Origin of the sequence: Flagellimonas profundi, assembly GCF_017313275.1 — a bacterium.
Lineage (GTDB): Bacteria > Bacteroidota > Bacteroidia > Flavobacteriales > Flavobacteriaceae > Flagellimonas > Flagellimonas profundi.
On the sequence record NZ_JAFLNM010000001.1, the window covers coordinates 1,269,218 to 1,289,406 of the forward strand.

Here is a 20,189-nt window from a genome sequence, read left to right on the forward strand (position 1 = left end):
AAACAAAATGAAACGAATTTCAATCCTATTTACATTCTTATTGCCAATTATTACAAGTGCCCAAATCGGTCCGATCAGATCTTCCAAAATGGACATTGAAGTAAACAAGAACATAGAGTTGTTGGGAATCGGTTACTTTATCGGGTTTGAAGGTATCGATATTGAGAATAAAACCGTGGAGGTCGATGGCAAGACCATACCCAAAAAGGAATGGCATTCTTATGGTTTTAAAATATACCAGCAATTTGAGCCCTATCAGAACAGTGATAATCTACTCAAGGCTTTCTCGGTGGCAGACCACCTGTGGCTCGACTACCTGACCGCATTTTTACTACAACTGGATGATGTGCCGAACGCAAAAATCAACGATGCTCTGGATGTGGGGTACTACCTCAATTTTTCAAAGGATAAAAATCCAGAAGAAGCCTTGAAAAATGCACAGATATTTCTGGAGGGAATGAACGGTTTTGCCCAAGAGATTGATCTTGACTCCTACATGGAAAATGCCAAACCGTATTACGTACAGGCAAAAAAAGAGATTTCCACGACCTTATCCGATAACGGTTTTATCACCGCAATGGAGAAATTCTATAAAAACGAATTCGATTCCTACCGTTTGATACCAAGTTTGACCATACCAAAGGGAATGGGATTTGGAATAAAAAGTGATGATGTGATCTACAGTGTGTTCGGAGCTGTCGACTTTCAACATTTTGAGAATCCCGAAAACTTGGATATGGGCTTTGCCAATTTGGACAAACTTTCCGAACTCACCATCCATGAGTACGGTCACTCCTTTGTAAACCCCGTGGTTGCAGATCAACCAAACGAATTGTTCAATAAATCGGAGCACCTATTTGCAGCAATAAAGTCAGCAATGGCCGATCAAGGCTACAATACCTGGAAGGCATCCCTTTACGAACATTTTGTTAGGGCAGGTGAAATCATCATTGCGGAAAAAATGGGGAATCTGGAACGTGCAGAGCGTCTGCGATACAATTATATTAACAAACGTAGTTTTAAGTACATCCCGGATATTTTGAACGCGTTGAAAAAATACGATCGGGGAGCATATGATAATTACAGTGAGGCCGTAAAAAAGGGCCTCTTGCTACTTGCCAAGAAGAAATGATGGCATACCATAAGGTAAAAACTCCAGGGCTGTCTTTTTCAAAATTATATGCTTAAATTGAACTGTAATGGAAAGTAAAAAGGAATTACGGACAAGATGTTGGGTCGATATTGACGGGAAAAAGTTTTTTGGGCCAGGACGCGCGCAACTGTTGTTAATGATTGAGAAAAACGGTTCTTTATCCAAAGCTGCCAAAGAAATGGGGATGTCGTACCGGAAGGCATGGGCAATGGTTGAAGACATGAACCAAAGAGGCCAAAAACCTTATGTGGAACTGCATAAAGGCGGTACCAAAGGTGGTGGGGCTGAATTAACAGAGACCGGTAAAAAAGTGCTGATCACCTTCCAAAAAATGAATGATGACATAAATGAAACCCTAGAGCAACATAAGGATGAAATGTTGGGTTTGATTTAAATTTTAATTCCAAAACCGTGTAGCAAAATCAAACGTAATCCCACGTAAAGTACCAAAATACTGGTAAGCACGCCCAAAAACTTAAGATTGAACTTTTTATTGGACAAATAAGAACCAATACTTCCACCAATAACCACGGCAACCACCAATTGCAGCATCAATTCATTATTTAGTTTGAAAGTTCCTGCCACATTGAGGCCGATCAAACCCGAAATGGAATTCACCAAAATAAATACGGAGGCCAAAGAGGCCACCACTCTTGGGTTTGCCCATTTTAAAAGGTTAAGCACGGGGGATAGAAAAATACCACCACCTATCCCCGAAATACCTGAAAGCAAGCCGATACTGCCTCCCAACAGCAACTTTTTAGAGTTGGAAAATTGTTTGGAGTCCAGTTTTTTCTTTGCAAAGCGAAGTAGCATAAAAAAACCTGCCATCACTAAGGCACTTCCCAATACCAGAAAGAACACGGTTTGTGATAAGCGAATTTGAGCTCCTAAATAGGCAAACGGAATGCTCATCACCAAAAAAGGCCAGAACAATTTCATATCAAATACCCTGTTCCTGATAAATACAATGGTTCCAATGGTTACCACACAAATGTTCAAAATAAGTGCGGTGGAACGGATTTCGTAAAAATCGGTCAGGAAAAGGCTTAAAATTGCCAAATAACTGGACCCGCCCCCAAATCCGACCGAGCTATAAAACAATGCGATCAAAAAGAAGACTATGGGCAAATATTCAACGCTCATTCCCTAGGCTATTAATTTGCACTTCACCAAATCGCCTTCGTTCAATACTTCGCCCTCATTTACAAAAGCAAGTGCATTACCTTTTGCCATAGATTGAATCATGGAAGAACCTTGGCCGTCCAAAACTTCCACTTTTCCATCAACAACAGCGGCTTTTAAAAACGATGGACGTCCAAAACGGTTTTCATATGCATGTTTTATGGGGAATTGATAGGTGGGTAGACCATAGTTCCCATACCCTGATAGTTTCTGGAGCAAAGGAAGCACATACACATAAAAACAGGTCAATGAAGATGCCGGGTTACCAGGGAGCGCAAACACAAACTGATTGCCCTTTCTGCCAAAATAAAGCGGTTTTCCAGGCTTCTGAAATACCTTGTAAAACAACTCATTGACCCCATTTTCTTCGAGGGATTGTTTTACAAAATCATAATCGCCTACCGATATTCCACCTGAGATAATCAACACATCACAGGATTCCAATGCGGTCTTAATACCCGCTTTTGTAGCCTCAAAATCATCCTTTATTTGTGTTTTTTGATGGTGCTGAAATCCGAATTGTTGTAACGCTCCCGAAATCGCGTAGCTGTTGGATTCGTATATCTGTCCCGCGGTTTTGGGGTCGCCTGGTTTTACAAGTTCATTTCCTGTAGTGATAATGTTGACCTGTGGCTTGGAAAAAACTTCCAATTGCGACAATCCCAAACTGCCCATCAAAGCCAAGGAGGGTGGATTCAAAATATGGCCCTTTTCAAACACTGCTTGTCCTTCGGTCAATTGGCCTCCTTTTCTTCGAATGTTCTGCCCAGTTTTGGGCATCTCATCAAGATAAAGAATGCTTTCTTTAACGGAGGTTTTCTCCTGCATCATCACGGCCATAGTGTCCTTGGGTACCTTTGCGCCTGTAAAAATTCGAACCGCTTCACCATCTTTCAACGAAACGTCCTTTGAATCGCCAGCGGCCACCTCCCCTACCAATTGGTATTCCTGATAAAGTCCACAAAGGGCATAACCGTCCATCGCGGAATTGTCAAACTCCGGAACGTCAAAAGGGGATACCGTATTTGATGCAAGTGCATAACCGAGTACCTCTTCAAGAGGTTTCGGTTCACTTTTTAAACTAATCTTTTGGTCTTTAATAATGCGAAGTGCTTCTTCAATCGTAACCATTAGCCTCCTATTGAAATCATTGAACGGTTTTGCTCGTAATGGTCGGCGTCCATTTTCACGTCCATGCCATCACGGGATTGCTTTTTGGATTTAATGGCCTCCAAAATGGTGTTTTCAATTTGTTCTCCATTGCGTAAAGGTGTCAACAAATCGGTTTCGGAAGTGGCAAACAAACAATTTTTCATTTTACCATCCGCGGTTAAACGAATCCGGTTGCATTCATCACAAAACGGATTTGTAATCGTACTCACAATGCCAAAACTGCCCTTGTGTCCCTTCACCTTAAAATTGGTGGAGGTACTGTGTTTTGGATTTTGCAAGGTCTCGATTTCACCAAACTTATTGCCAACGGTCTTTAAGATTTCTTCTTTGGATACTCCCTTGCTCCAGTCCCACTTATTGCCTTTAAAGGGCATAAACTCAATGAACTTTGGCGTAATATTTTTATCCTTCGTCAAGGCGATAAAATCATTGATTTCCTTATCGTTCACACCTTTTATGAGTACAATGTTGAGTTTAATGTCCATGTCCATATCCAAGGCCATGTTCAGGTTTCTCATAATTCGCTCGTAATAATCACGCTTGGTAATGAACACAGATTTAGCTTTGTCCAGTGTATCCAGACTAAAATTGATCTTGCGTAGCCCGATTTTGTCAAAAAGGTCCAGGTATTTGTCGAGTACAATTCCGTTGGTGGTCAATTTTAGGGTTACGCCCAGCTTGGCGAGCTCCTCGACCAAATAGCCGAAATTCTTACGAACCAAGGGCTCGCCTCCCGTCAACCGCACGGTATCCACACCCAAATCACGGAATCTCCTTGTCATTTCAATGATCTCTTCCAAGGTCATGATGCTCGGCTTTTCCATCAACTCAATACCTTCTTCGGGCATACAGTAAAAGCACCGCAGGTTGCATCGGTCTGTCAATGAAATCCTGAGATAGGTATGTGGCCTACCGAAATTGTCTATTATTTGTGGTTTTGTATCAATCATGTCTTTTTCCTTCTATCACTTTAAATGCATGCAGCACATGGGGGAAAATCGCATCCATTGATTCCGCTGCTCCTTTGGTGGAGCCCGGCAGCGCCAAAATAAGTTTACCGTCCTTGATGCCCGCAATGGAACGCGAGAACATCGCATACGGCATTCGATTTTGCCCGTAGTTTCGCATTTGTTCTTCTACTCCTTTTAGTTTGATGTCCAGTAATGGCTCCAAGGTCTGTGGGGTGACATCTCGTGGCCCCACACCCGTACCTCCCGTAAAAATCACAAGGTCTGCGGAGGTGCTTTCCAGCTTTTTGATGATTTCCTCAGCTTCATCAGGGATAATGCTTTTTTGGGATTCCACTCCCAAAGCCTTCAATTTTTCAATGATAGCCTCTCCTGCCCTGTCCTCTCCTTTTCCTTGGGAAATGGTGTCGGAACAGACAACAACGTCGGCAGTCAACCCTTCTGAATTGATTTTGTATGAGGATTTTCCTCCTTTTTTCGATTTAAGGCGAATGGTACCGATTTCCACATTTTTGTCAATGGGTTTTAGCATATCGTACATGGTAAGGGCCACAACACTGGCTCCGTGCATTGCCTCTACCTCCACCCCTGTTTTGTAAATGGTCTTTACCGTCATTGAAATGATGATTTCCAAACCAATGATTTCATAATCGATTCCTGTATACTCAATGGGCAACGGATGACAGTCGGGCAACAGGTCCGGTGTTTTCTTTACGCCCAATAAACCTGCCGCCTTGGCCATTTCAAACACATTCCCTTTGGGAACCTCATTGTTTTGTATGGCATCAATAGTTGACTGGCTACTCGTTTTTACGATGGCTTCCGCGGTGGCTTCGCGCAAGGTGGTCACTTTATGTGTAATATCTACCATTTACTTGTTTACTTTCCATTGATGGGTTTCGTCCTCAAAAATCTCTTTGCCGAATACGGGTACTTTCGCCTTGATTTCTTCCACAAAATAGTTGGTGGCCTCTATAGCTATCTTTCGATGTGCCGATGATGTAAATACAAACAAACAGAGTTCCCCTACCTTCACTTTGCCCAAACTATGATAAATATGGGCACAGGTAATGTCGAACTTGGCAAAAGCGGCCTCACGTATGTCGTGGAACACTTTTTCAGCCATTTCCTCATACGCTGTATAATCGATGGCGGTCACGGTTTTGCCTTCCACCTCGTCGGCCCTGATCTGTCCCAAAAAAATACTGTGTGCGCCAATATTCGTCTTGCTTTGGTGGTTGGCCACCGAATTGGCTATTTTTTCGGGAGGAATCGCTCCTTGTACAAATACTTTTTTTGGTTTCTTCTTATCCATCAATAATTGTTTCTATGCCGCCTTCCACATTTTTCAAGTTGTGAAAGCCAAATTCATTCTTAAGGATTTCTATAGCGTTTTTGCTTCGCTTTCCGGACTGGCAGAATACAAAAACTTCTTTATTGTTCGGTATCTCTTGGTGTCGTGATGTGAGATCGCCCAGAGGAATGCTCAGTACTTTTTTCCCTTTTGGTTTGGGCTGTTCGAACACTTCTCGTACATCGAGGTACCACTGTTCTTTATTTTTTAAATCGCAATCTATATAAACGGGTGCTATTCCTTCTTTTCGTATTTTTTCAACCTGCTCTGGACGCTTGTTTATTTTGATGACCTGCTCGCTGGCCTGCATCATATTGATAAGCTTTAGCTTACCGGATAGCACTTGGCCCGCCCCTAGAACAATTTTAAGGACTTCCGCAGCCTGCAATGTTCCCAATATGCCCGGTAGCACACCTAAAACCCCGGTAGCTTCACAACTGATATTCTGCCGAGTGCTTTTCGGAAACACACAACGGTAAGTGGGCCCATCCTCATAATTGAAGACCGATAATTGTCCTTCATTTTTATAAATGGAGGCAAAAACCCAAGGTTTATCAGCAAGTATGCAAGCATCATTAATGAGGTATTTTGTCTCAAAATTATCAGTGCCATCCAATATAACATCGTATTGCTGAATGATTTTTTCCGCGTTTTCAATGGTCAAAGGCTCTTTGTATACCTCAAACTGTACATCACTGTTCTGTTTTTCCAAACGTTCCTTGGCAACAAGGGCCTTCGGTTTTCCTACGTCCGATTCTTGGAATAAAACTTGTCTGTGCAGGTTGGACACATCGACCCTGTCATGGTCCATCAAACCTATTTTACCAACTCCGGCGCCCGACAAATACATGGCAGCAGGACAGCCCAATCCTCCAACACCAACAATCAATATCTTGGCATTGAGAAGCTTTGCTTGGCCTTCTGGGCCAACTTCCGTGAGTTTTATTTGTCGGTCGTATCTACTCATCCTCCAGCAAATGGTGGCAATAGGGCTATTTCGTCCCCATCGTTAATAATTGTTTTATCGTCCAAATTTTGATTTACGGCAATCTGCACGGAATCTTTTTCCGCTATGGCCAAGCCGTTCAAGCATCGTGCTTTTAGTTCCGAAGCCGTAAGTGCTTCGTTGATTTCCAAAACCTCTTCGGACTTTTCGGCAGCTTCGGCCACCAAACCAAAATATTTAACGGTCACTTTCATACATCCATTTGTTTTAGTTGCTGCACATCCTCTTCGGTATCCACATCAAAACCACCTTTTTTAAATGTTTCCGTACAGTAATCAAAATCCTCCAAGCGAATCAATTTCTTGGCGCCTTCGTCTCCTTCCAGTTGCAACAACAATGGAAATGCGGCCTTACCAAAAATGGCCGGCACACCAATATTATCACCGTATTGGGAATACGTTGCTTTTGGGTTGTTGATCAATTGGGTGTGGACCAGCTTGATCAAGTTGGCACGCTCCAAAAAGGGTTGGTCGGATACCAAGAAGAGTACATGGTCCAACCCGGCTTCTTCCGCCAAAGCAGCTTGCAGTCCCACTTTGATGCTGGATGCCATTCCTTGCTCCCAATCGGTATTAATGACCACTTTAAACCCGTTTGAATCAATCTTATCCAAAATTTCTTCCCGCTTTGCGCCCAGCACCAAAATCTTGGTCTGAAATCCCAGCATATCCACTTTGTCAACTGTATGGCCCAAAAGCGTTTTTCCTCTGAATTCCACCAATTGCTTTGGTCGTCCCAAACGAGTGGAGCCTCCTGCTGCCAAAACAACTACTGCTATGTTTTCTTCTGCGCTCAAATGGATATTTTTTGAAATTGATTTTCTTTTGTATCGTGAATCGGCTCGGTTTTCTGTTTTAACGGTCGAGCCCCTTTGTTGGTCAATACACTTTGGATTTCTGCCAAAATGGACAATCCGATTTCAGCGGGCGTCTCAGCTCCGATTTCCAACCCCACAGGTGCATGAATCTTGGCCAAGTCCCCTTTTGAAACTTCGAAACCTTCATCCGCTAACTCGTTGAGCATACGGTCATATTTATTCAATGGTCCAAGTATGCCGATATAGGGTGACTCCGAATTCCCCAGCAGTAGCTTGAGAACCGATAGATCATAGTTATAATTGTGGCTCATCAGCACAAAACAGGTTCGATTATCTATGTTGATATTCTTGAGCGTTTCCTCTGGTTTGGTCACAATTACCTGGCAAGACCCGACAAAACGTTCTTTGTTTGCATGGGTAGGTCGCCCATCGGTCACGGTGACTTTCCAGCCCAACAATTCGGCTTGCTGTGCCAAGATTTGGGCATCGTTTCCTGCTCCTACCAAAACCAACTTTACTGATGGTTGATGTATCTGAATAAAAACAAAATGCGTTTTCCCTTCCGTTGATAGCTCTACAAAACAAGAAGCGCTTTCGTGGATGACCTCCCTACTTTTAACAAGCAAAGCTTTGTGCAGATCATCATGTAGTTTTTTTCCAAAAACCGTCTGATTTTCATCCACAACCATACTGGTCCCAAGCTGTTGCCTGGTTTTATCCAAATCAAAAACTACAGAAATGGCCGTGGGAACTTCTTGTTCGGCAACGACTTTCAAAAGTTCGCAGGGATTGTATACCTCTTCATAAGCAATGGGTTCAAAGAGCACTTGAATAATTCCGTTGCAGCCCAACTGAGCACCGATTACTGCATCATCCTCATCGCTGGTGTCGTACGTCACCAATTTATTTTCTTGTCTGTCCAAGGCAAAAAGTGCCTTTCTGAGCGCATCGCCCTCCAGACAGCCCCCACTGATAGCTCCAGTTATATTTCCGTATTCATCCACCAACATTCGTGCACCTGCCCTACGGTACGATGACCCTTCAACGTGGACAACGGTGGCCAAAATACAGCGGACACTCTGTAATTTTAGCTCCTGATATCGCTCTATAATGACATCCAACTCCCTCATACGATGCTGATTTTTAGTTGGTCGACTGCTTTTTCAATTTCCGTCACGGTTTTATCAATGTCTTCCAAAGTGGTATATCGTCCGGTACTTATCCGTAAACTGGCTAAGGCCACCTCATCTGTAATCCCCATGGCTTTTAACACATGGGATGGATTCACTTGATTGGCAGTACATGCAGAGCCACGGGATAAAGCCAACTTGTTCAAATGGCGTAATAATTTAGTTCCATCCACACCTTTGAAAGATACATTGGTGGTATTGGGCAAACGGTCTTGATTTCGGCAATTGATGGTTGCTCCTTCCATAGTCGAAAGCCCCTGCTCCAAATGGTTTTGCAAAACTTTGAATTTTTGATGGTTTTCCTCCAAGCTTTGCTGGGCAATTTTACAGGCTTCCCCAAAACCAACGATCCCGGGAACATTCAAGGTACCTGGCCGTACTCCTTTTTCGTGGTTTCCACCAAAAAGATGTTTATCGATAGAAATATGGTTCCTTTTATTTAAATAAAGGGCGCCAACACCTTTGGGGCCATAAAGTTTGTGTGAAGAAAAAACAGCCAACTCAATTCCTAAATGCTGTAAATCAACTGGAATTTTGCCCACGGCCTGTGTAATGTCCGACATGACGGGAACATTTTTGGAATGTGCTATTTCGGTTAGCTTTTTTATAGGGTGTATAAGACCTGTCTCGTTGTTGGCAAGCATCAAACAGACCAATAAGGTCGATGGCCTGATCGCATCTTCAAACTCATTCAAATCAATATTACCTTGTCCATCTATATCCAAATAAGTGACTTCAAAGCCATCGGACTCCAACGCTTCCAATGTATCCAAGACCGCTTTGTGCTCTGTTTTACAAGAAACTATATGATTTCCCTTGCCCCTGTTCTTTTTACAAAATCCAAACAAGACTAGGTTAGCAGCTTCCGTTGCCCCCGAGGTAAAAGTTATTTCCACAGGTCTACAATTTACCAGCTTTGCCACCTGACCACGTGCCGTTTCCACAGCATCATCAGCGTACCAACCAAATGAATGATCACTACTCGCATTACCAAAGTTTTCGGTAAAATAAGGGAGCATCGCCTGCACCACCTTGGGGTCGGCAGGGGTAGTTGCGTTATAATCCAGATATATTTTTTCTTTCAGTGACAAATCTATATCGTTATGTATGGGCGTGCATAACGCAATTTAAAAAGAATAACGACGAATTCCATACATTTTTGAAACCATTGTGAAAAATTTGAAGGAAATCTTTGCTTTATCAACCATTAATCGTAATATTGCAATGAATAAAATTATCCATGGGTTTAACGAAAACTGAAATATTTACCGACAAACAAAACCAGATTGCACAATATGCGAAGGTTTTTGGTCATCCTGCCCGTGTGGCAATCCTTCAGTATTTGTATAAACTGAATGCCTGTGTTTGTGGCGACCTTGTAGATGAAATCGGTTTGGCACAACCCACAATTTCCCAACATTTAAAGGAATTAAAGCATTTAGGGTTGATCCAGGGCAATGTTGAGGGCACAAGTGTTTGCTATTGTATTGATGCCGACAACTGGAAGAAGATGAAGAGCGTCATGTCCGAGTTCTTAAACCAAGATATCGACCAGGGGGATTGTTGCTAAAAAAAATTTGAACATATTAATCGTAATATTACAATAAATAGAACTAATTATGAAGTTAGAAGAAATTAAATCAGCATTGGCCCAGTTGGACACCATTGCTTTTCAATTGCCCAATGGCGATTTGGTCCCCAATCATTTTCACGTGACCGAAGTGGGTAAGATCACCAAACATTTTATCGATTGCGGCGGAACCGTTCGCCATGAAGAGGTTGTCAACTTCCAACTTTGGAACGCCAATGATTACGACCATAGGCTTCATCCCGAAAAATTGGTCCATATTATTGAATTGTCCCAAAAAACATTGGATATCGGAAATTTGGAGGTTGAAGTGGAGTACCAAGGTCAGACCATCGAGAAATTCGCCCTGGACTTTGACGGCACCAACTTTTTGTTGACCACTAAACAAACCGATTGTTTGGCCAGGGACAAATGTGGTGTTCCTGCCGAAAAGCCAAAAGTGAAACTATCCGAACTTCAAGATTCTGGATGCGTTCCAGGAAACGGTTGCTGTTAACTTCAATACATCAACATGGCCCTTAATAACTCATTGAACGATTTTGTCTCTAATTTGGATATCGCCTCCATTTCAAGAGACAGAAAGGAAATCTTGTTAGCACTTGTAGCGTTTATTCAACAAAAAGTGGACCGCAGGAAACCCATTCGTCTCAACTTTATCTGCACCCATAATTCCAGACGCAGCCATCTGTCCCAGGTTTGGGCACAGACCATGGCACATCATTTTGGAATCAACAATGTGAACTGCTATTCAGGTGGAACAGAGGCGACCGCCCTATTCCCTATGGTGGCCTCTACCTTAGCACACACGGGTTTTGAGGTACATACGCTTTCTGAAGGACGCAATCCTGTTTATAGCATCAAGTTTTCGGAGAACGAACACCCTGTTATTTGTTTTTCCAAAAAAATGGATGATGGTTTCAACCCTGAATCAGACTTTGCAGCTATTATGACCTGTTCGCAGGCCGATGAAGGTTGCCCGTTTGTTCCCGGTGCCGAAAAACGTATTCCAATCACATATGAAGACCCTAAAGCGTTCGACAACACACCTCAACAAGCCCAAAAATACAGCGAACGGAGCCAACATATTGCTACCGAAATGTTTTATGTTTTTTCCCAAATTCAAAAATAATGGCCATCAAAAAACTAAGCTTTTTAGATAAGAACCTGACTCTTTGGATTTTTGTGGCCATGGCCCTAGGAGTCGGTATCGGCTATTTTTTTCCAAACTTCCCCGATGTTGTCAATTCCTTTAGTAGTGGGTCCACCAATATCCCAATTGCGATCGGATTGATATTGATGATGTACCCGCCTTTGGCCAAAGTGAAATACGCTTTGCTGCCGAAAGTGTTCAAAAACACTAAAATTCTATCCATTTCGCTCGTTTTGAACTGGATTGTGGGTCCGGTATTAATGTTTGCCCTTGCCATCATATTTCTGAGGGACCACCCGGAGTATATGGTAGGCCTTATTTTAATTGGCTTGGCACGCTGTATTGCTATGGTGCTGGTCTGGAACGACTTGGCCGAAGGGAGCAGCGAATATGGCGCTGGTCTGGTAGCACTCAATAGCGTTTTTCAAGTATTCGCCTACAGCTTTTATGCTTGGATTTTTATCACCATACTTCCGCCCTATTTTGGTTTTGAAGGGGCCATAGTTGATATTTCCATTGGAACTATTGCCGAAAGTGTGGCCATCTACTTGGGTATTCCTTTTTTGATGGGAATTTTGAGCCGTCAAATCTTGGTAAAACTGAAAGGGGAAGAATGGTATGTCCAAAAGTTTATCCCTGCTATTTCGCCCATTACCTTGATTGCTCTTCTGTTTACCATCATAATCATGTTTTCCTTAAAAGGAGAGTTGATCGTTGAAATACCCATGGATGTTTTGATCATTGCCATTCCTCTATTGATTTATTTTGCATTAATGTTCCTTATCGGTTTCTTTGCTACCAAGACAATGGGCGCGGAATATGACAAAACCGCCTCCGTGGCGTTCACGGCTGCCGGAAACAACTTTGAGCTGGCGATTGCCGTTGCCATTGCAGTATTTGGATTAAACTCTGGTCAAGCTTTTGCAGGGGTCATCGGACCTTTGGTGGAAGTACCGGCACTGATATTATTGGTCAAAGTATCATTTTGGTTTAAAAAGAAATATTTTAACCTCAATAAGGTAAAAGTGTAACGCAAAAGAACATTTTAAAAATTCGTAGAGTTTAGTAACTTCAGCCCGCTAATAACCACATTGAAACCTTAAAATAATTCGATTATGGTAAGAATGATTGTGCTTTTTGGGCTGACCACGCTCTTTTTTGCCTGTAATTCAACTGATGAGCCGGATTTGGGCATTGTGTACAACGTGCTTCGAGATGCTGAAATTGACGACTACGAAGTTTTTTCCATGAACCTTGATGGTTCGAACAAAAAAAACATCACCAATCGTTATGGTGTGGAATGGTCTTATTTTTCACACCGAGATACCCTGTATTTTATCTCGGACAGAAACAGCTGCAAGCGTTGCTTTTTCCTGTACAAATCAAATTTTAATGGAGAAAACCCGCAAAAAGTGTCGGGTCTTGAGCTTACCGATAGCTGGATGAGCAGTAGAAAGAACGGTACCGAAATTATTGTGAAACCAAAAACCTTGTTTGAATCTACTTTTTATATTCTCAATAAAGAGGGTACGGTGATTCAGGAAGTAGATACCGATCTACCCTTTGCCGCTGATCCCCTATTTGTAAACAATGGCAACCAGGTGGTATTCAGAGGTGGTTTGTCAAAAAACAAACTAATTGATGGGTTTAATGAGGAACTGTACATTATCGATGTTGATGGACAAAATAGAAAACAGCTGACACATTATCCTGAAGCAGATTCCACTGCGGGTAAATATGGTTATAGGGCGGGAGCGCCGAAACTGCATCCTACCGAAAATTTTGTTACCTATCAAAGCAAACAGAATGGAAAATATAGCCTGTATGCTGTTAGCCTCGATGGTAAGAAGCAATGGAAATTGACCGATAACACGGAAAATGAAGGTTGGCATGATTGGAGCCCAGATGGAAAATGGCTGGTCATTGAACTTTTTGATGATGAACAATCCCAGTTTCATATTGGTTTAATGAATTGGGAAACAAAAGAAATGAAGATGCTAACGGACACCACCTATAAATATCAACAGGCACCAAATTTTATCTACAAAAATTAATTCTTGTGAGAATAAGACTACTTATATCTCTTCTAAATATGCATTTCATCGATTAAATTGGTTTTTTCATGGAATTCAGTAGGGTTTTTTAAACTTTGATTGTTGAATTAAGATAAAGTCAAAGCAGGGATAATTATGCCCTAAAATTTTTAAACCCCATACTATGAGAACAAAATTTATTTTCAGTTTTTTAATGGCAATGGCTCTTATTATAATGAGCTGTTCAGATGGTGAAGGTAGAAACGCTGAAGGCACTGGTACTTTATCAGTTCAGTTAACAGATGCCCCTTTCCCCACTGAACTTGTTGCAGAAGCCAACGTCACCGTTTATAAGGTCGAAGCTCGCTTGGTAGATGGTGATTCGGATGATATGAACGATGATAGCTCATCTGATGATGACTCCTCCGATGATGATTCAAACGATGATTCTTCTGATGACAGCTCCCCTTACATTATTTTGATGGAGGAAGAGATGGATGTCAATCTTTTGGAATTGACCAATGGACTTACACAACAATTGGCAGAAATCGATGTTCCAGCAGGTTCCTATGATTTGATCCGTGTTTATGTAAAAGGAGTGAATGTGGTTTTGACCGATGGGACTGTTTATGATTTAAAAGTACCCAGCGGTGATGCTTCCGGTATCAAGGTTTTTGTTGAACCCGCAATTACAGTTGTTGGTGGACTTTCGGCTGACCTCCTATTGGATTTCGACGTAAGTCGTTCTTTTGTTGCAAAAGGAAACATGGACACCGCTGCAGGCATAAATGGTTTCAATTTTAAACCAGTGATAAAGGCAAGCAATATGTCAACGGCAGGTACTCTTTCCGGCAATGTAAGTACCATTGAAGAAGAGACATCCGTTGCCTTGGAAGGTGCCCAAATATCCGTTTTTGCCGCAGATACCTTGAATACCACTTCGTTTACCGATGTAGATGGCAATTATGCAGTTCTCGGTCTTGAGGCAGGCATGTATGAAGTAGTTGCGGAATTGGAAGGTTACATTTCCAGCGATACATTGGATGTGCAGATTGATGCCGCTAATGTTACCACACAGGATTTTGTGCTCGAAGTGGATCCAGATGCCACTGACGACAGTACGGATACTACCGAGGGTGGTAATTAAAACAAGCTTTAAAACAATCAAGAAAGCCAGGCTAATAACCTGGCTTTTTTATTTTAGTTATGCTAACAAACAGGTGTTTAAGTTTTTAAGGGTTGGCCAAATAATCATTCACAAAATCGATTAAATCCTGCCCATGAAGATTTTTGGCCAGCACGACCCCCTCCTCATTCAGTAAGAAATTGGCGGGAATTGTTTTTAATCGCAATGTTTCCATAAAAGAATTTTGATCACCCTGCAAGTGCGAAGCATGTAACCATCTATGGGCGCCATCTTTTTCTATTGCATTATTCCAGGCTTTTTCACTGCTTTCCAATCCATATGCCATAATTTGGAAACCTTCAGTATTGTATTTTTCCCAAAGCGGTACCAAAATATTGCGGTTCTCAACCCTACAAGGAGCGCACCAGGATGCCCATACATCCAATAAGACCAACTTTTTTCCTTTAAGTATTTCCATCAAGTTAACCGCTCCATTATTCTTAATAGGTAATTGTAAATCAGGAATGGTATCCCCGATTAAGATGGGAAGGTTATCCTTGCTTACAAGTGAAGCCAGTTCCTTTGTCCATGAATGTTCCGGGTATAAGCTGTTCCATTTTCTGGATTGTGCATAAGCAAGTTCAGCGATTCGTTCGTAATCTGCCTCAGGACTGGCCCATCGCAAAGCCACCATTGCAGGCATCAACTCTTCCGCCATATCTGCAAAATCAATCAATTCTTTTCGAAACTCATATTGGTTCCTTTCCCGTTCCAACAAATCCTCATCGTCTCCGTGCCCATCTTGCTGACCTTCGAGGTGCTTTTTAAAGGCCGTTGAACGCAAATCTCTCAATTCCAATAAAGCCATATTTTTTTGGGATGGCTCCATAATCGAAAAAGTGGATTGAAAATGGGCTATATCCGCCTCAACCACCAGGTGGTCGCCTGGTTTGTAAACCAAAGGGAAATAATTATCAGTTTCAGGGTTTTTGTTCAATAATCGGTTGGGATACTTCTCCCCCATCTTTTGAACCACTATTTCAAGTAAGACGTGTTCTTGAAACCCTGGTTTGTTTTTAAATTCAAATCGACCGTGTTCATCTACCTGAGCGGAATCCAACACCTTTCCCACAAAACTTTGGGCCACCGCTTCAAACTTTTCCGGATAAACCAGGTAAACCATAGGTTTCCAATCATCCGCCTCTTTCAAGTTCAAGGTACCGGAAAGCCATGCCTCTTGAGAGCAGGATTGTAGAAACAGTACTGATAATATGGATACAAGGAACAAATTTTTCATGCCGGTAAAATTAACCATTTCTGAAGATGATTTTGCGATCAAACTCATCATCACCGCATACAAAAATCAACCTGGGGTAGAATTATTTGTGCATCAAAGGTTATGTGAATCCAAGTTTTCCGACCAAAAAACAACAACCTTATCAATACACAACTATGAGAACAAAATCCATTGTAAACGCTATTTTAAGGATAGTTCCCGCTGTAATTTTATTGCAAACGCTGTTTTTTAAGTTTTCCGCAGCCCCGGAATCTGTCTATATCTTTGAAAAACTTGGTCTTGAACCCTGGGGAAGAATAGGACTGGGGGTCCTTGAACTAATTGTGGCCGTACTGATACTTATTCCCAAAACTACCTGGCTGGGCGCATTGATCGGTATTGGCATTATGGGCGGCGCCATCTTCTCGCACTTTACCACATTGGGCATTGTTGTACAAAATGACGGAGGTGCCTTGTTTTTTCTGGCATTGGTTACCTTTATTTTCTGTGTAATCCTAGTATGGACAAACCGAAACCAAATTACATATTTGAACAAATAGAACGCTACTATTCAGATTAATCCAAATAGCAGTGTATCTTGTACTTGTATGGAATATTGTGATTTTTCTGGAGGTTTTACCCATCACATTACGGCAAGTCTTGTGCTGCTCGTTACCGTCTTTGTGTTCCCGTTATATGCACAGACGGATACCACTGCCATTGTCAACTATGGGGACAAAATAATTCTCAAAGCAAATATTGACACCCAAACCGATGCCTTTTTCTACAAGAATAACGAAGATGGCAGTCGGCTCCATATAAAACCCAATAACAGATATCGAATGTTCCTTTCCTTGGATTATGAGTTTATAGGTGTTAGTGTAGGGATAGTGCCGAAATTTTTAGGGGCGAACAGTGATGAAAACTTAAAGGGAGAATCTTCCTTTACCGATTATCAGTTCAGGTTTTTTCTAGGAAGATGGGTTCAAGGACTATCCTACAGAAAGACCTCTGGATACTATGTGAGAAATACCAAAGATTTTGCTCCCACTTGGACGGAGGGTTCGGACCCATATATTCAATTCAATAATCTATACATTAAAACCTATGGAATGTCAACTTCCTATGTTTTTAATCCGAATTTCTCCTACAGAAATATAGTGTACCAAAATGAGTGGCAGAAGGTAAGTAGCGGGAGCATTATTGGTTCCTTGTTTTACGATTACAATATTTTTGATTTGAACGAACCCAACGTGGTAAACAGGGAGAAGTTTTTTAATATACGATTGGCACCCGCCTACTATTACACCTTTGTACTTCATGAAAATTGGTTTTTGTCCGCTAATTTGTCCCCTTCCCTGGGCTTGCGAATCTCCACAGCTGAATCGGGCCTGGAAAACAATCTAGATGTTGAAAACAACGCTTATGTCACTCGGGCACTATCCAGCGGGCTAAACTTAGGCTACAGCTCAAAAAGAGTGATTTATGGAGTAAATATCAATTTCAGTACAAATTGGTACAATGAGGATAATGTCTCGACCACGGAAAACGACCAATTTTACGGAGTGCTCTACTTTGGTTATCGATTCGACCCTCCCAGGGCCATTGATCAAATTTTTCATCCAGACAAATCAAATTAATACATTGTCTTATAGGGTCTACGTTTAAGTTCAAGTCTTTCACCGCCCATATTTAGCCGATGTTTCAATTCTAAAGAATCGCAACTTTTAGTGGATAAACGACACAAAATGAACGTTTAAACGCATTTTTAAGCCTAAGCGAGTGTTAAACACCTAAAAAATATTCGATAAAATGCACTTTTTAGTCGTTAAAAGTAAAAACCTATGAAAAATTAATAAGTAATCACTCCGATTGTTTTTGATCTTTGTTATGTATTAACCCCCAAATCTATACATCATGACACGATCTACGATTTACAGTCTACTTATTTCAGGAATAATACTGGCCAGTCAAAATGTTTTTGCACAGGCAGATGAAAAAATAATCAACGACACCATGGAAGGAAGTGTTTCCACTATTGATGGTTATGTACCCTCCATGTCAATCACCAAGGATGGAAAAACAGCCTACTTTAGTAAGGGTACGTACGAAAAGCCACTTTACGGTGTCTTCTCGAAAAAAGAATTGATATATCATGTTTACCGTGCCGAAAAAGTAAACGGGGAATGGACCAACGTTACAAAAATGGATGTATGCCCCAAACACTATTCGGCCAAACACCCTACCGTTACCGCTGATGGATCTCGTTTGTTCTTTGCCTCCAACATGAAAGGCACCTTTGGCAAATACGATATCTATGTGGCCGACATTGCTGCAGACGGAACTTTGGGTGTGTCCAAAAACCTTGGTCCTAAGGTGAATACAAAAGAAGATGAACTATATCCTAGTATTTATAACGAAACATTGCTGTTCTTTGCCTCCGAAGGACGAGATGGTTTTGGTGGATTGGACCTTTATGCTTCCCAAGTTGTGAAGAACACGCTTACCACATCGGTGAACCTTGGTGCCCACATCAATAGCAATAGCGATGAGTACGCCATTCAGTTGAGCCCAGAGAAAAAATTAGGGTTTGTGGTATCCAACAGAGGATTCAATAACACCATATCACAATATACTGTGGCATATGGACGTTCAAGTAAGCAGAATCAGTACAACGATGTTGCTGAGCGAGATGCAGGACTCCAAGCCGCAATGAATGAAGAAACCTACGAATACGTTGATACTTCATTCCAGGACGAAGAATAACAACTGCTCACTATATAACGTATTGAATCGGTCAACAAACCTGAAGTGTCCAATGATGTTGTTTCTTAGCCGAATTTAGAAACACTACTCATGACAATGATAAGAAAGACAGGGGGAAACTGACAGACTATCATAGAAAGCGGGTTGTATTATTTCAATCTGACCGATTTACTCCAAGAATAGGATGCTGATGGGACGGCATCCTATTTTTTTATGCAATAAACTGAAAGGCAATTGTTTACAAATAAACTCCTCTTTTCTTTCCTTCACTGTTCCATGTAGATGGGATTTGCAAAAAGTGCATTTGAACGAAAATCACTACAAAAATTCTGCTCAATTGGTAAAAAATGATAATTTAACTCTTGAAATAATACAATCCCAAATCTATTAAGTCATGAACAAAAACTACAACACTCGAAAAAAAGGCGTCCCAAAACCTCTTTTCACCTTACTTTTTTGATGAGGTAACCATCCTCAACTAAACACAGATTTTAGCGCTTAATCCCTTTGTGGATTACACCCTTTTTTGAAGAAATCCAAAATAAAACTGTCGTTGGTATTGTCCTATTAGGGTTATACACCGGTTTCTGATTGGATTATCCCAACTTCAAAAACGTGGATACGGACAATTTTGTCCAAAACTTAACCTACAATACAAATATGTAACAGTATTAATCCCCCTAATCTTTCTTATCATGAAAACGAATGTTTTAAAAATTGCCGTCATCGACAATGATGACAAGCTGGGCGGCATTTACAATCAGTACTTTCAGGGCAATGAGCAGTACGAACTTCATGGAGTTTATAGCTCTGTTCACAGCCTATTGTCCAATTTCGGACGGTCCCATCCGGACATTATCATCTGTGAGGCATTGCTGAACGGAATTTCAGGCATTGATGGCCTTGAATATTTCTATCGCAAAAACAAAGACCTCAAGGTATTGATGATGAGCCAAGAAAATGATTTCAAAATCATAAAAGAAGCCTTCAAAAAAGGAGCTAGCGGCTACCTGATCAAACCAATCACCAAGGATAGGTTGTTCAATGCACTTGATGCCCTTGGCCAACATGGCATTGCTCTGGAACTGGATGTAGCGAAAAAAATTATTGATTCGTTCCAAACCAGGTCGTTCGATGTGTTCTCTAAAAAGGAAAACGAGATCATTGAACTCCTTACCCAAGGCTTTACTTACAAGATGATTGCCGACAAACTATTTGTGACCCCTAGCGCGGTCAATTTCCACATTCAGAACATTTACGTTAAGCTCAATGTAAACTCAAAATCGGAAGCTTTGCGAAAGCTCAAGGAAATGGAAATGCAGCAGTTGAATGCGGCTTAAATCAAAAACTTTATCCAACAAAAAACCCTGACGAAATCGTCAGGGTTTTTCTATTTATATAACC

At 41.5% G+C, this 20,189-nt stretch carries 23 protein-coding genes; 12 read left to right on the forward strand and 11 right to left on the reverse strand.

Going from position 1 to position 20,189, the window contains the following annotated elements:
• Positions 1-7 precede the first annotated feature (7 nt).
• Positions 8-1,132: a DUF4932 domain-containing protein gene (locus J0654_RS05855; RefSeq protein ID WP_207026716.1), complete on the forward strand. Its 1,125-nt coding sequence runs from the start codon at positions 8-10 to the stop codon at positions 1,130-1,132.
• Positions 1,133-1,199: 67 nt separating this feature from the next.
• Positions 1,200-1,547: a winged helix-turn-helix domain-containing protein gene (locus J0654_RS05860; protein ID WP_207026717.1), complete on the forward strand. Its 348-nt coding sequence runs from the start codon at positions 1,200-1,202 to the stop codon at positions 1,545-1,547.
• On the opposite strand, the gene J0654_RS05865 is transcribed toward J0654_RS05860, so the two are convergent.
• The 10 genes from J0654_RS05865 to J0654_RS05910 are packed head-to-tail and all read right to left on the reverse strand — an operon-like array spanning position 1,544 to position 9,937.
• Positions 1,544-2,299 (reverse strand): sulfite exporter TauE/SafE family protein, encoded by a 756-nt coding sequence (locus J0654_RS05865; protein ID WP_207026718.1) that lies wholly within the window; start codon positions 2,297-2,299, stop codon positions 1,544-1,546. The two genes, J0654_RS05860 and J0654_RS05865, sit on opposite strands and share 4 nt — an antisense overlap.
• 3 nt (positions 2,300-2,302) lie before the next feature.
• Positions 2,303-3,469 (reverse strand): molybdopterin molybdotransferase MoeA, encoded by a 1,167-nt coding sequence (locus J0654_RS05870; protein ID WP_207026719.1) that lies wholly within the window; start codon positions 3,467-3,469, stop codon positions 2,303-2,305.
• A complete protein-coding gene (moaA, locus tag J0654_RS05875) occupies positions 3,469-4,461 on the reverse strand; it encodes a GTP 3',8-cyclase MoaA (RefSeq protein WP_207026720.1) in 993 nt (330 codons plus the stop codon). Before moaA ends, J0654_RS05870 begins: the two co-directional genes overlap by 1 nt.
• Positions 4,454-5,350, reverse strand: coding sequence for a bifunctional molybdenum cofactor biosynthesis protein MoaC/MoaB (moaCB, locus tag J0654_RS05880; RefSeq protein ID WP_207026721.1), 897 nt, complete (start codon positions 5,348-5,350; stop codon positions 4,454-4,456). Before moaCB ends, moaA begins: the two co-directional genes overlap by 8 nt.
• On the reverse strand, positions 5,351-5,794 hold the full coding sequence (locus J0654_RS05885; RefSeq protein WP_207026722.1) for a molybdenum cofactor biosynthesis protein MoaE: 444 nt from the start codon (positions 5,792-5,794) through the stop codon (positions 5,351-5,353).
• The gene (locus J0654_RS05890; protein WP_207026723.1) at positions 5,787-6,800 is read right to left on the reverse strand and encodes a HesA/MoeB/ThiF family protein; all 1,014 of its coding nucleotides are present in this window, start codon (positions 6,798-6,800) and stop codon (positions 5,787-5,789) included. Before J0654_RS05890 ends, J0654_RS05885 begins: the two co-directional genes overlap by 8 nt.
• A complete protein-coding gene (locus J0654_RS05895) occupies positions 6,797-7,033 on the reverse strand; it encodes a MoaD/ThiS family protein (RefSeq protein ID WP_207026724.1) in 237 nt (78 codons plus the stop codon). The genes J0654_RS05890 and J0654_RS05895 overlap by 4 nt, the downstream gene beginning before the upstream one ends.
• A complete protein-coding gene (locus J0654_RS05900; RefSeq protein ID WP_207026725.1) occupies positions 7,030-7,635 on the reverse strand; it encodes a nucleotidyltransferase family protein in 606 nt (201 codons plus the stop codon). Before J0654_RS05900 ends, J0654_RS05895 begins: the two co-directional genes overlap by 4 nt.
• Positions 7,632-8,786, reverse strand: a complete 1,155-nt coding sequence (locus tag J0654_RS05905) for an XdhC family protein (protein ID WP_207026726.1) — start codon at positions 8,784-8,786, stop codon at positions 7,632-7,634. Before J0654_RS05905 ends, J0654_RS05900 begins: the two co-directional genes overlap by 4 nt.
• On the reverse strand, positions 8,783-9,937 hold the full coding sequence (locus J0654_RS05910) for a cysteine desulfurase family protein (protein WP_207026727.1): 1,155 nt from the start codon (positions 9,935-9,937) through the stop codon (positions 8,783-8,785). Before J0654_RS05910 ends, J0654_RS05905 begins: the two co-directional genes overlap by 4 nt.
• 149 nt (positions 9,938-10,086) lie before the next feature.
• Between J0654_RS05910 and J0654_RS05915 the strand changes: the two genes are divergently transcribed.
• The 6 genes from J0654_RS05915 to J0654_RS05940 all read left to right on the forward strand — a co-directional run bounded on the left by J0654_RS05915 (position 10,087) and on the right by J0654_RS05940 (position 14,764).
• Positions 10,087-10,416, forward strand: a complete 330-nt coding sequence (locus J0654_RS05915; protein WP_207026728.1) for an ArsR/SmtB family transcription factor — start codon at positions 10,087-10,089, stop codon at positions 10,414-10,416.
• Between the two features lie 49 nt (positions 10,417-10,465).
• Positions 10,466-10,930 (forward strand): DUF6428 family protein, encoded by a 465-nt coding sequence (locus J0654_RS05920; RefSeq protein WP_207026729.1) that lies wholly within the window; start codon positions 10,466-10,468, stop codon positions 10,928-10,930.
• Between the two features lie 15 nt (positions 10,931-10,945).
• Positions 10,946-11,563, forward strand: a complete 618-nt coding sequence (locus tag J0654_RS05925; protein ID WP_207026730.1) for an arsenate-mycothiol transferase ArsC — start codon at positions 10,946-10,948, stop codon at positions 11,561-11,563.
• Entirely contained in the window at positions 11,563-12,615 is a 1,053-nt protein-coding gene (gene arsB, locus J0654_RS05930; RefSeq protein ID WP_237685891.1) for an ACR3 family arsenite efflux transporter, read from the forward strand. The genes J0654_RS05925 and arsB overlap by 1 nt, the downstream gene beginning before the upstream one ends.
• A gap of 84 nt (positions 12,616-12,699) precedes the next feature.
• Positions 12,700-13,638 carry a TolB family protein gene (locus J0654_RS05935; RefSeq protein WP_207026731.1) on the forward strand — a complete coding sequence of 313 codons (939 nt, stop codon included), beginning with the start codon at positions 12,700-12,702 and terminating at the stop codon, positions 13,636-13,638.
• Between the two features lie 163 nt (positions 13,639-13,801).
• Positions 13,802-14,764, forward strand: a complete 963-nt coding sequence (locus J0654_RS05940; RefSeq protein WP_207026732.1) for a DUF4382 domain-containing protein — start codon at positions 13,802-13,804, stop codon at positions 14,762-14,764.
• 85 nt (positions 14,765-14,849) lie between these two features.
• Here the strand turns inward: J0654_RS05940 and J0654_RS05945 are convergent, their stop codons facing one another.
• Positions 14,850-16,040: a TlpA family protein disulfide reductase gene (locus J0654_RS05945; RefSeq protein ID WP_207026733.1), complete on the reverse strand. Its 1,191-nt coding sequence runs from the start codon at positions 16,038-16,040 to the stop codon at positions 14,850-14,852.
• Between the two features lie 155 nt (positions 16,041-16,195).
• Here J0654_RS05945 and J0654_RS05950 point away from each other — a divergent pair, with 155 nt between their 5' ends.
• From J0654_RS05950 to J0654_RS05965, 4 genes are all read left to right on the forward strand, one after another.
• Entirely contained in the window at positions 16,196-16,579 is a 384-nt protein-coding gene (locus tag J0654_RS05950; protein WP_207026734.1) for a DoxX family protein, read from the forward strand.
• Positions 16,580-16,627: 48 nt separating this feature from the next.
• Complete coding sequence (locus J0654_RS05955; RefSeq protein ID WP_207026735.1) at positions 16,628-17,659, forward strand: DUF4421 family protein; 1,032 nt, start codon at positions 16,628-16,630, stop codon at positions 17,657-17,659.
• A gap of 277 nt (positions 17,660-17,936) precedes the next feature.
• Positions 17,937-18,785, forward strand: a complete 849-nt coding sequence (locus tag J0654_RS05960) for a TolB-like translocation protein (protein WP_207026736.1) — start codon at positions 17,937-17,939, stop codon at positions 18,783-18,785.
• A gap of 695 nt (positions 18,786-19,480) precedes the next feature.
• On the forward strand, positions 19,481-20,125 hold the full coding sequence (locus tag J0654_RS05965; protein ID WP_207026737.1) for a response regulator transcription factor: 645 nt from the start codon (positions 19,481-19,483) through the stop codon (positions 20,123-20,125).
• Positions 20,126-20,189: the final 64 nt, after the last annotated feature.

Coding starts and splice junctions, on each gene's coding strand:
- J0654_RS05855 (WP_207026716.1), top strand. CDS start 8: ATGAAACGAATTTCAATCCTATTTACATTCTTATTGCCAATTATTACA.
- J0654_RS05860 (WP_207026717.1), top strand. CDS start 1,200: ATGGAAAGTAAAAAGGAATTACGGACAAGATGTTGGGTCGATATTGAC.
- J0654_RS05865 (WP_207026718.1), bottom strand. CDS start 2,299: ATGAGCGTTGAATATTTGCCCATAGTCTTCTTTTTGATCGCATTGTTT.
- J0654_RS05870 (WP_207026719.1), bottom strand. CDS start 3,469: ATGGTTACGATTGAAGAAGCACTTCGCATTATTAAAGACCAAAAGATT.
- moaA (WP_207026720.1), bottom strand. CDS start 4,461: ATGATTGATACAAAACCACAAATAATAGACAATTTCGGTAGGCCACAT.
- moaCB (WP_207026721.1), bottom strand. CDS start 5,350: ATGGTAGATATTACACATAAAGTGACCACCTTGCGCGAAGCCACCGCG.
- J0654_RS05885 (WP_207026722.1), bottom strand. CDS start 5,794: ATGGATAAGAAGAAACCAAAAAAAGTATTTGTACAAGGAGCGATTCCT.
- J0654_RS05890 (WP_207026723.1), bottom strand. CDS start 6,800: ATGAGTAGATACGACCGACAAATAAAACTCACGGAAGTTGGCCCAGAA.
- J0654_RS05895 (WP_207026724.1), bottom strand. CDS start 7,033: ATGAAAGTGACCGTTAAATATTTTGGTTTGGTGGCCGAAGCTGCCGAA.
- J0654_RS05905 (WP_207026726.1), bottom strand. CDS start 8,786: ATGAGGGAGTTGGATGTCATTATAGAGCGATATCAGGAGCTAAAATTA.
- J0654_RS05915 (WP_207026728.1), top strand. CDS start 10,087: ATGGGTTTAACGAAAACTGAAATATTTACCGACAAACAAAACCAGATT.
- J0654_RS05920 (WP_207026729.1), top strand. CDS start 10,466: ATGAAGTTAGAAGAAATTAAATCAGCATTGGCCCAGTTGGACACCATT.
- J0654_RS05925 (WP_207026730.1), top strand. CDS start 10,946: ATGGCCCTTAATAACTCATTGAACGATTTTGTCTCTAATTTGGATATC.
- arsB (WP_237685891.1), top strand. CDS start 11,563: ATGGCCATCAAAAAACTAAGCTTTTTAGATAAGAACCTGACTCTTTGG.
- J0654_RS05935 (WP_207026731.1), top strand. CDS start 12,700: ATGGTAAGAATGATTGTGCTTTTTGGGCTGACCACGCTCTTTTTTGCC.
- J0654_RS05940 (WP_207026732.1), top strand. CDS start 13,802: ATGAGAACAAAATTTATTTTCAGTTTTTTAATGGCAATGGCTCTTATT.
- J0654_RS05945 (WP_207026733.1), bottom strand. CDS start 16,040: ATGAAAAATTTGTTCCTTGTATCCATATTATCAGTACTGTTTCTACAA.
- J0654_RS05950 (WP_207026734.1), top strand. CDS start 16,196: ATGAGAACAAAATCCATTGTAAACGCTATTTTAAGGATAGTTCCCGCT.
- J0654_RS05955 (WP_207026735.1), top strand. CDS start 16,628: ATGGAATATTGTGATTTTTCTGGAGGTTTTACCCATCACATTACGGCA.
- J0654_RS05960 (WP_207026736.1), top strand. CDS start 17,937: ATGACACGATCTACGATTTACAGTCTACTTATTTCAGGAATAATACTG.
- J0654_RS05965 (WP_207026737.1), top strand. CDS start 19,481: ATGAAAACGAATGTTTTAAAAATTGCCGTCATCGACAATGATGACAAG.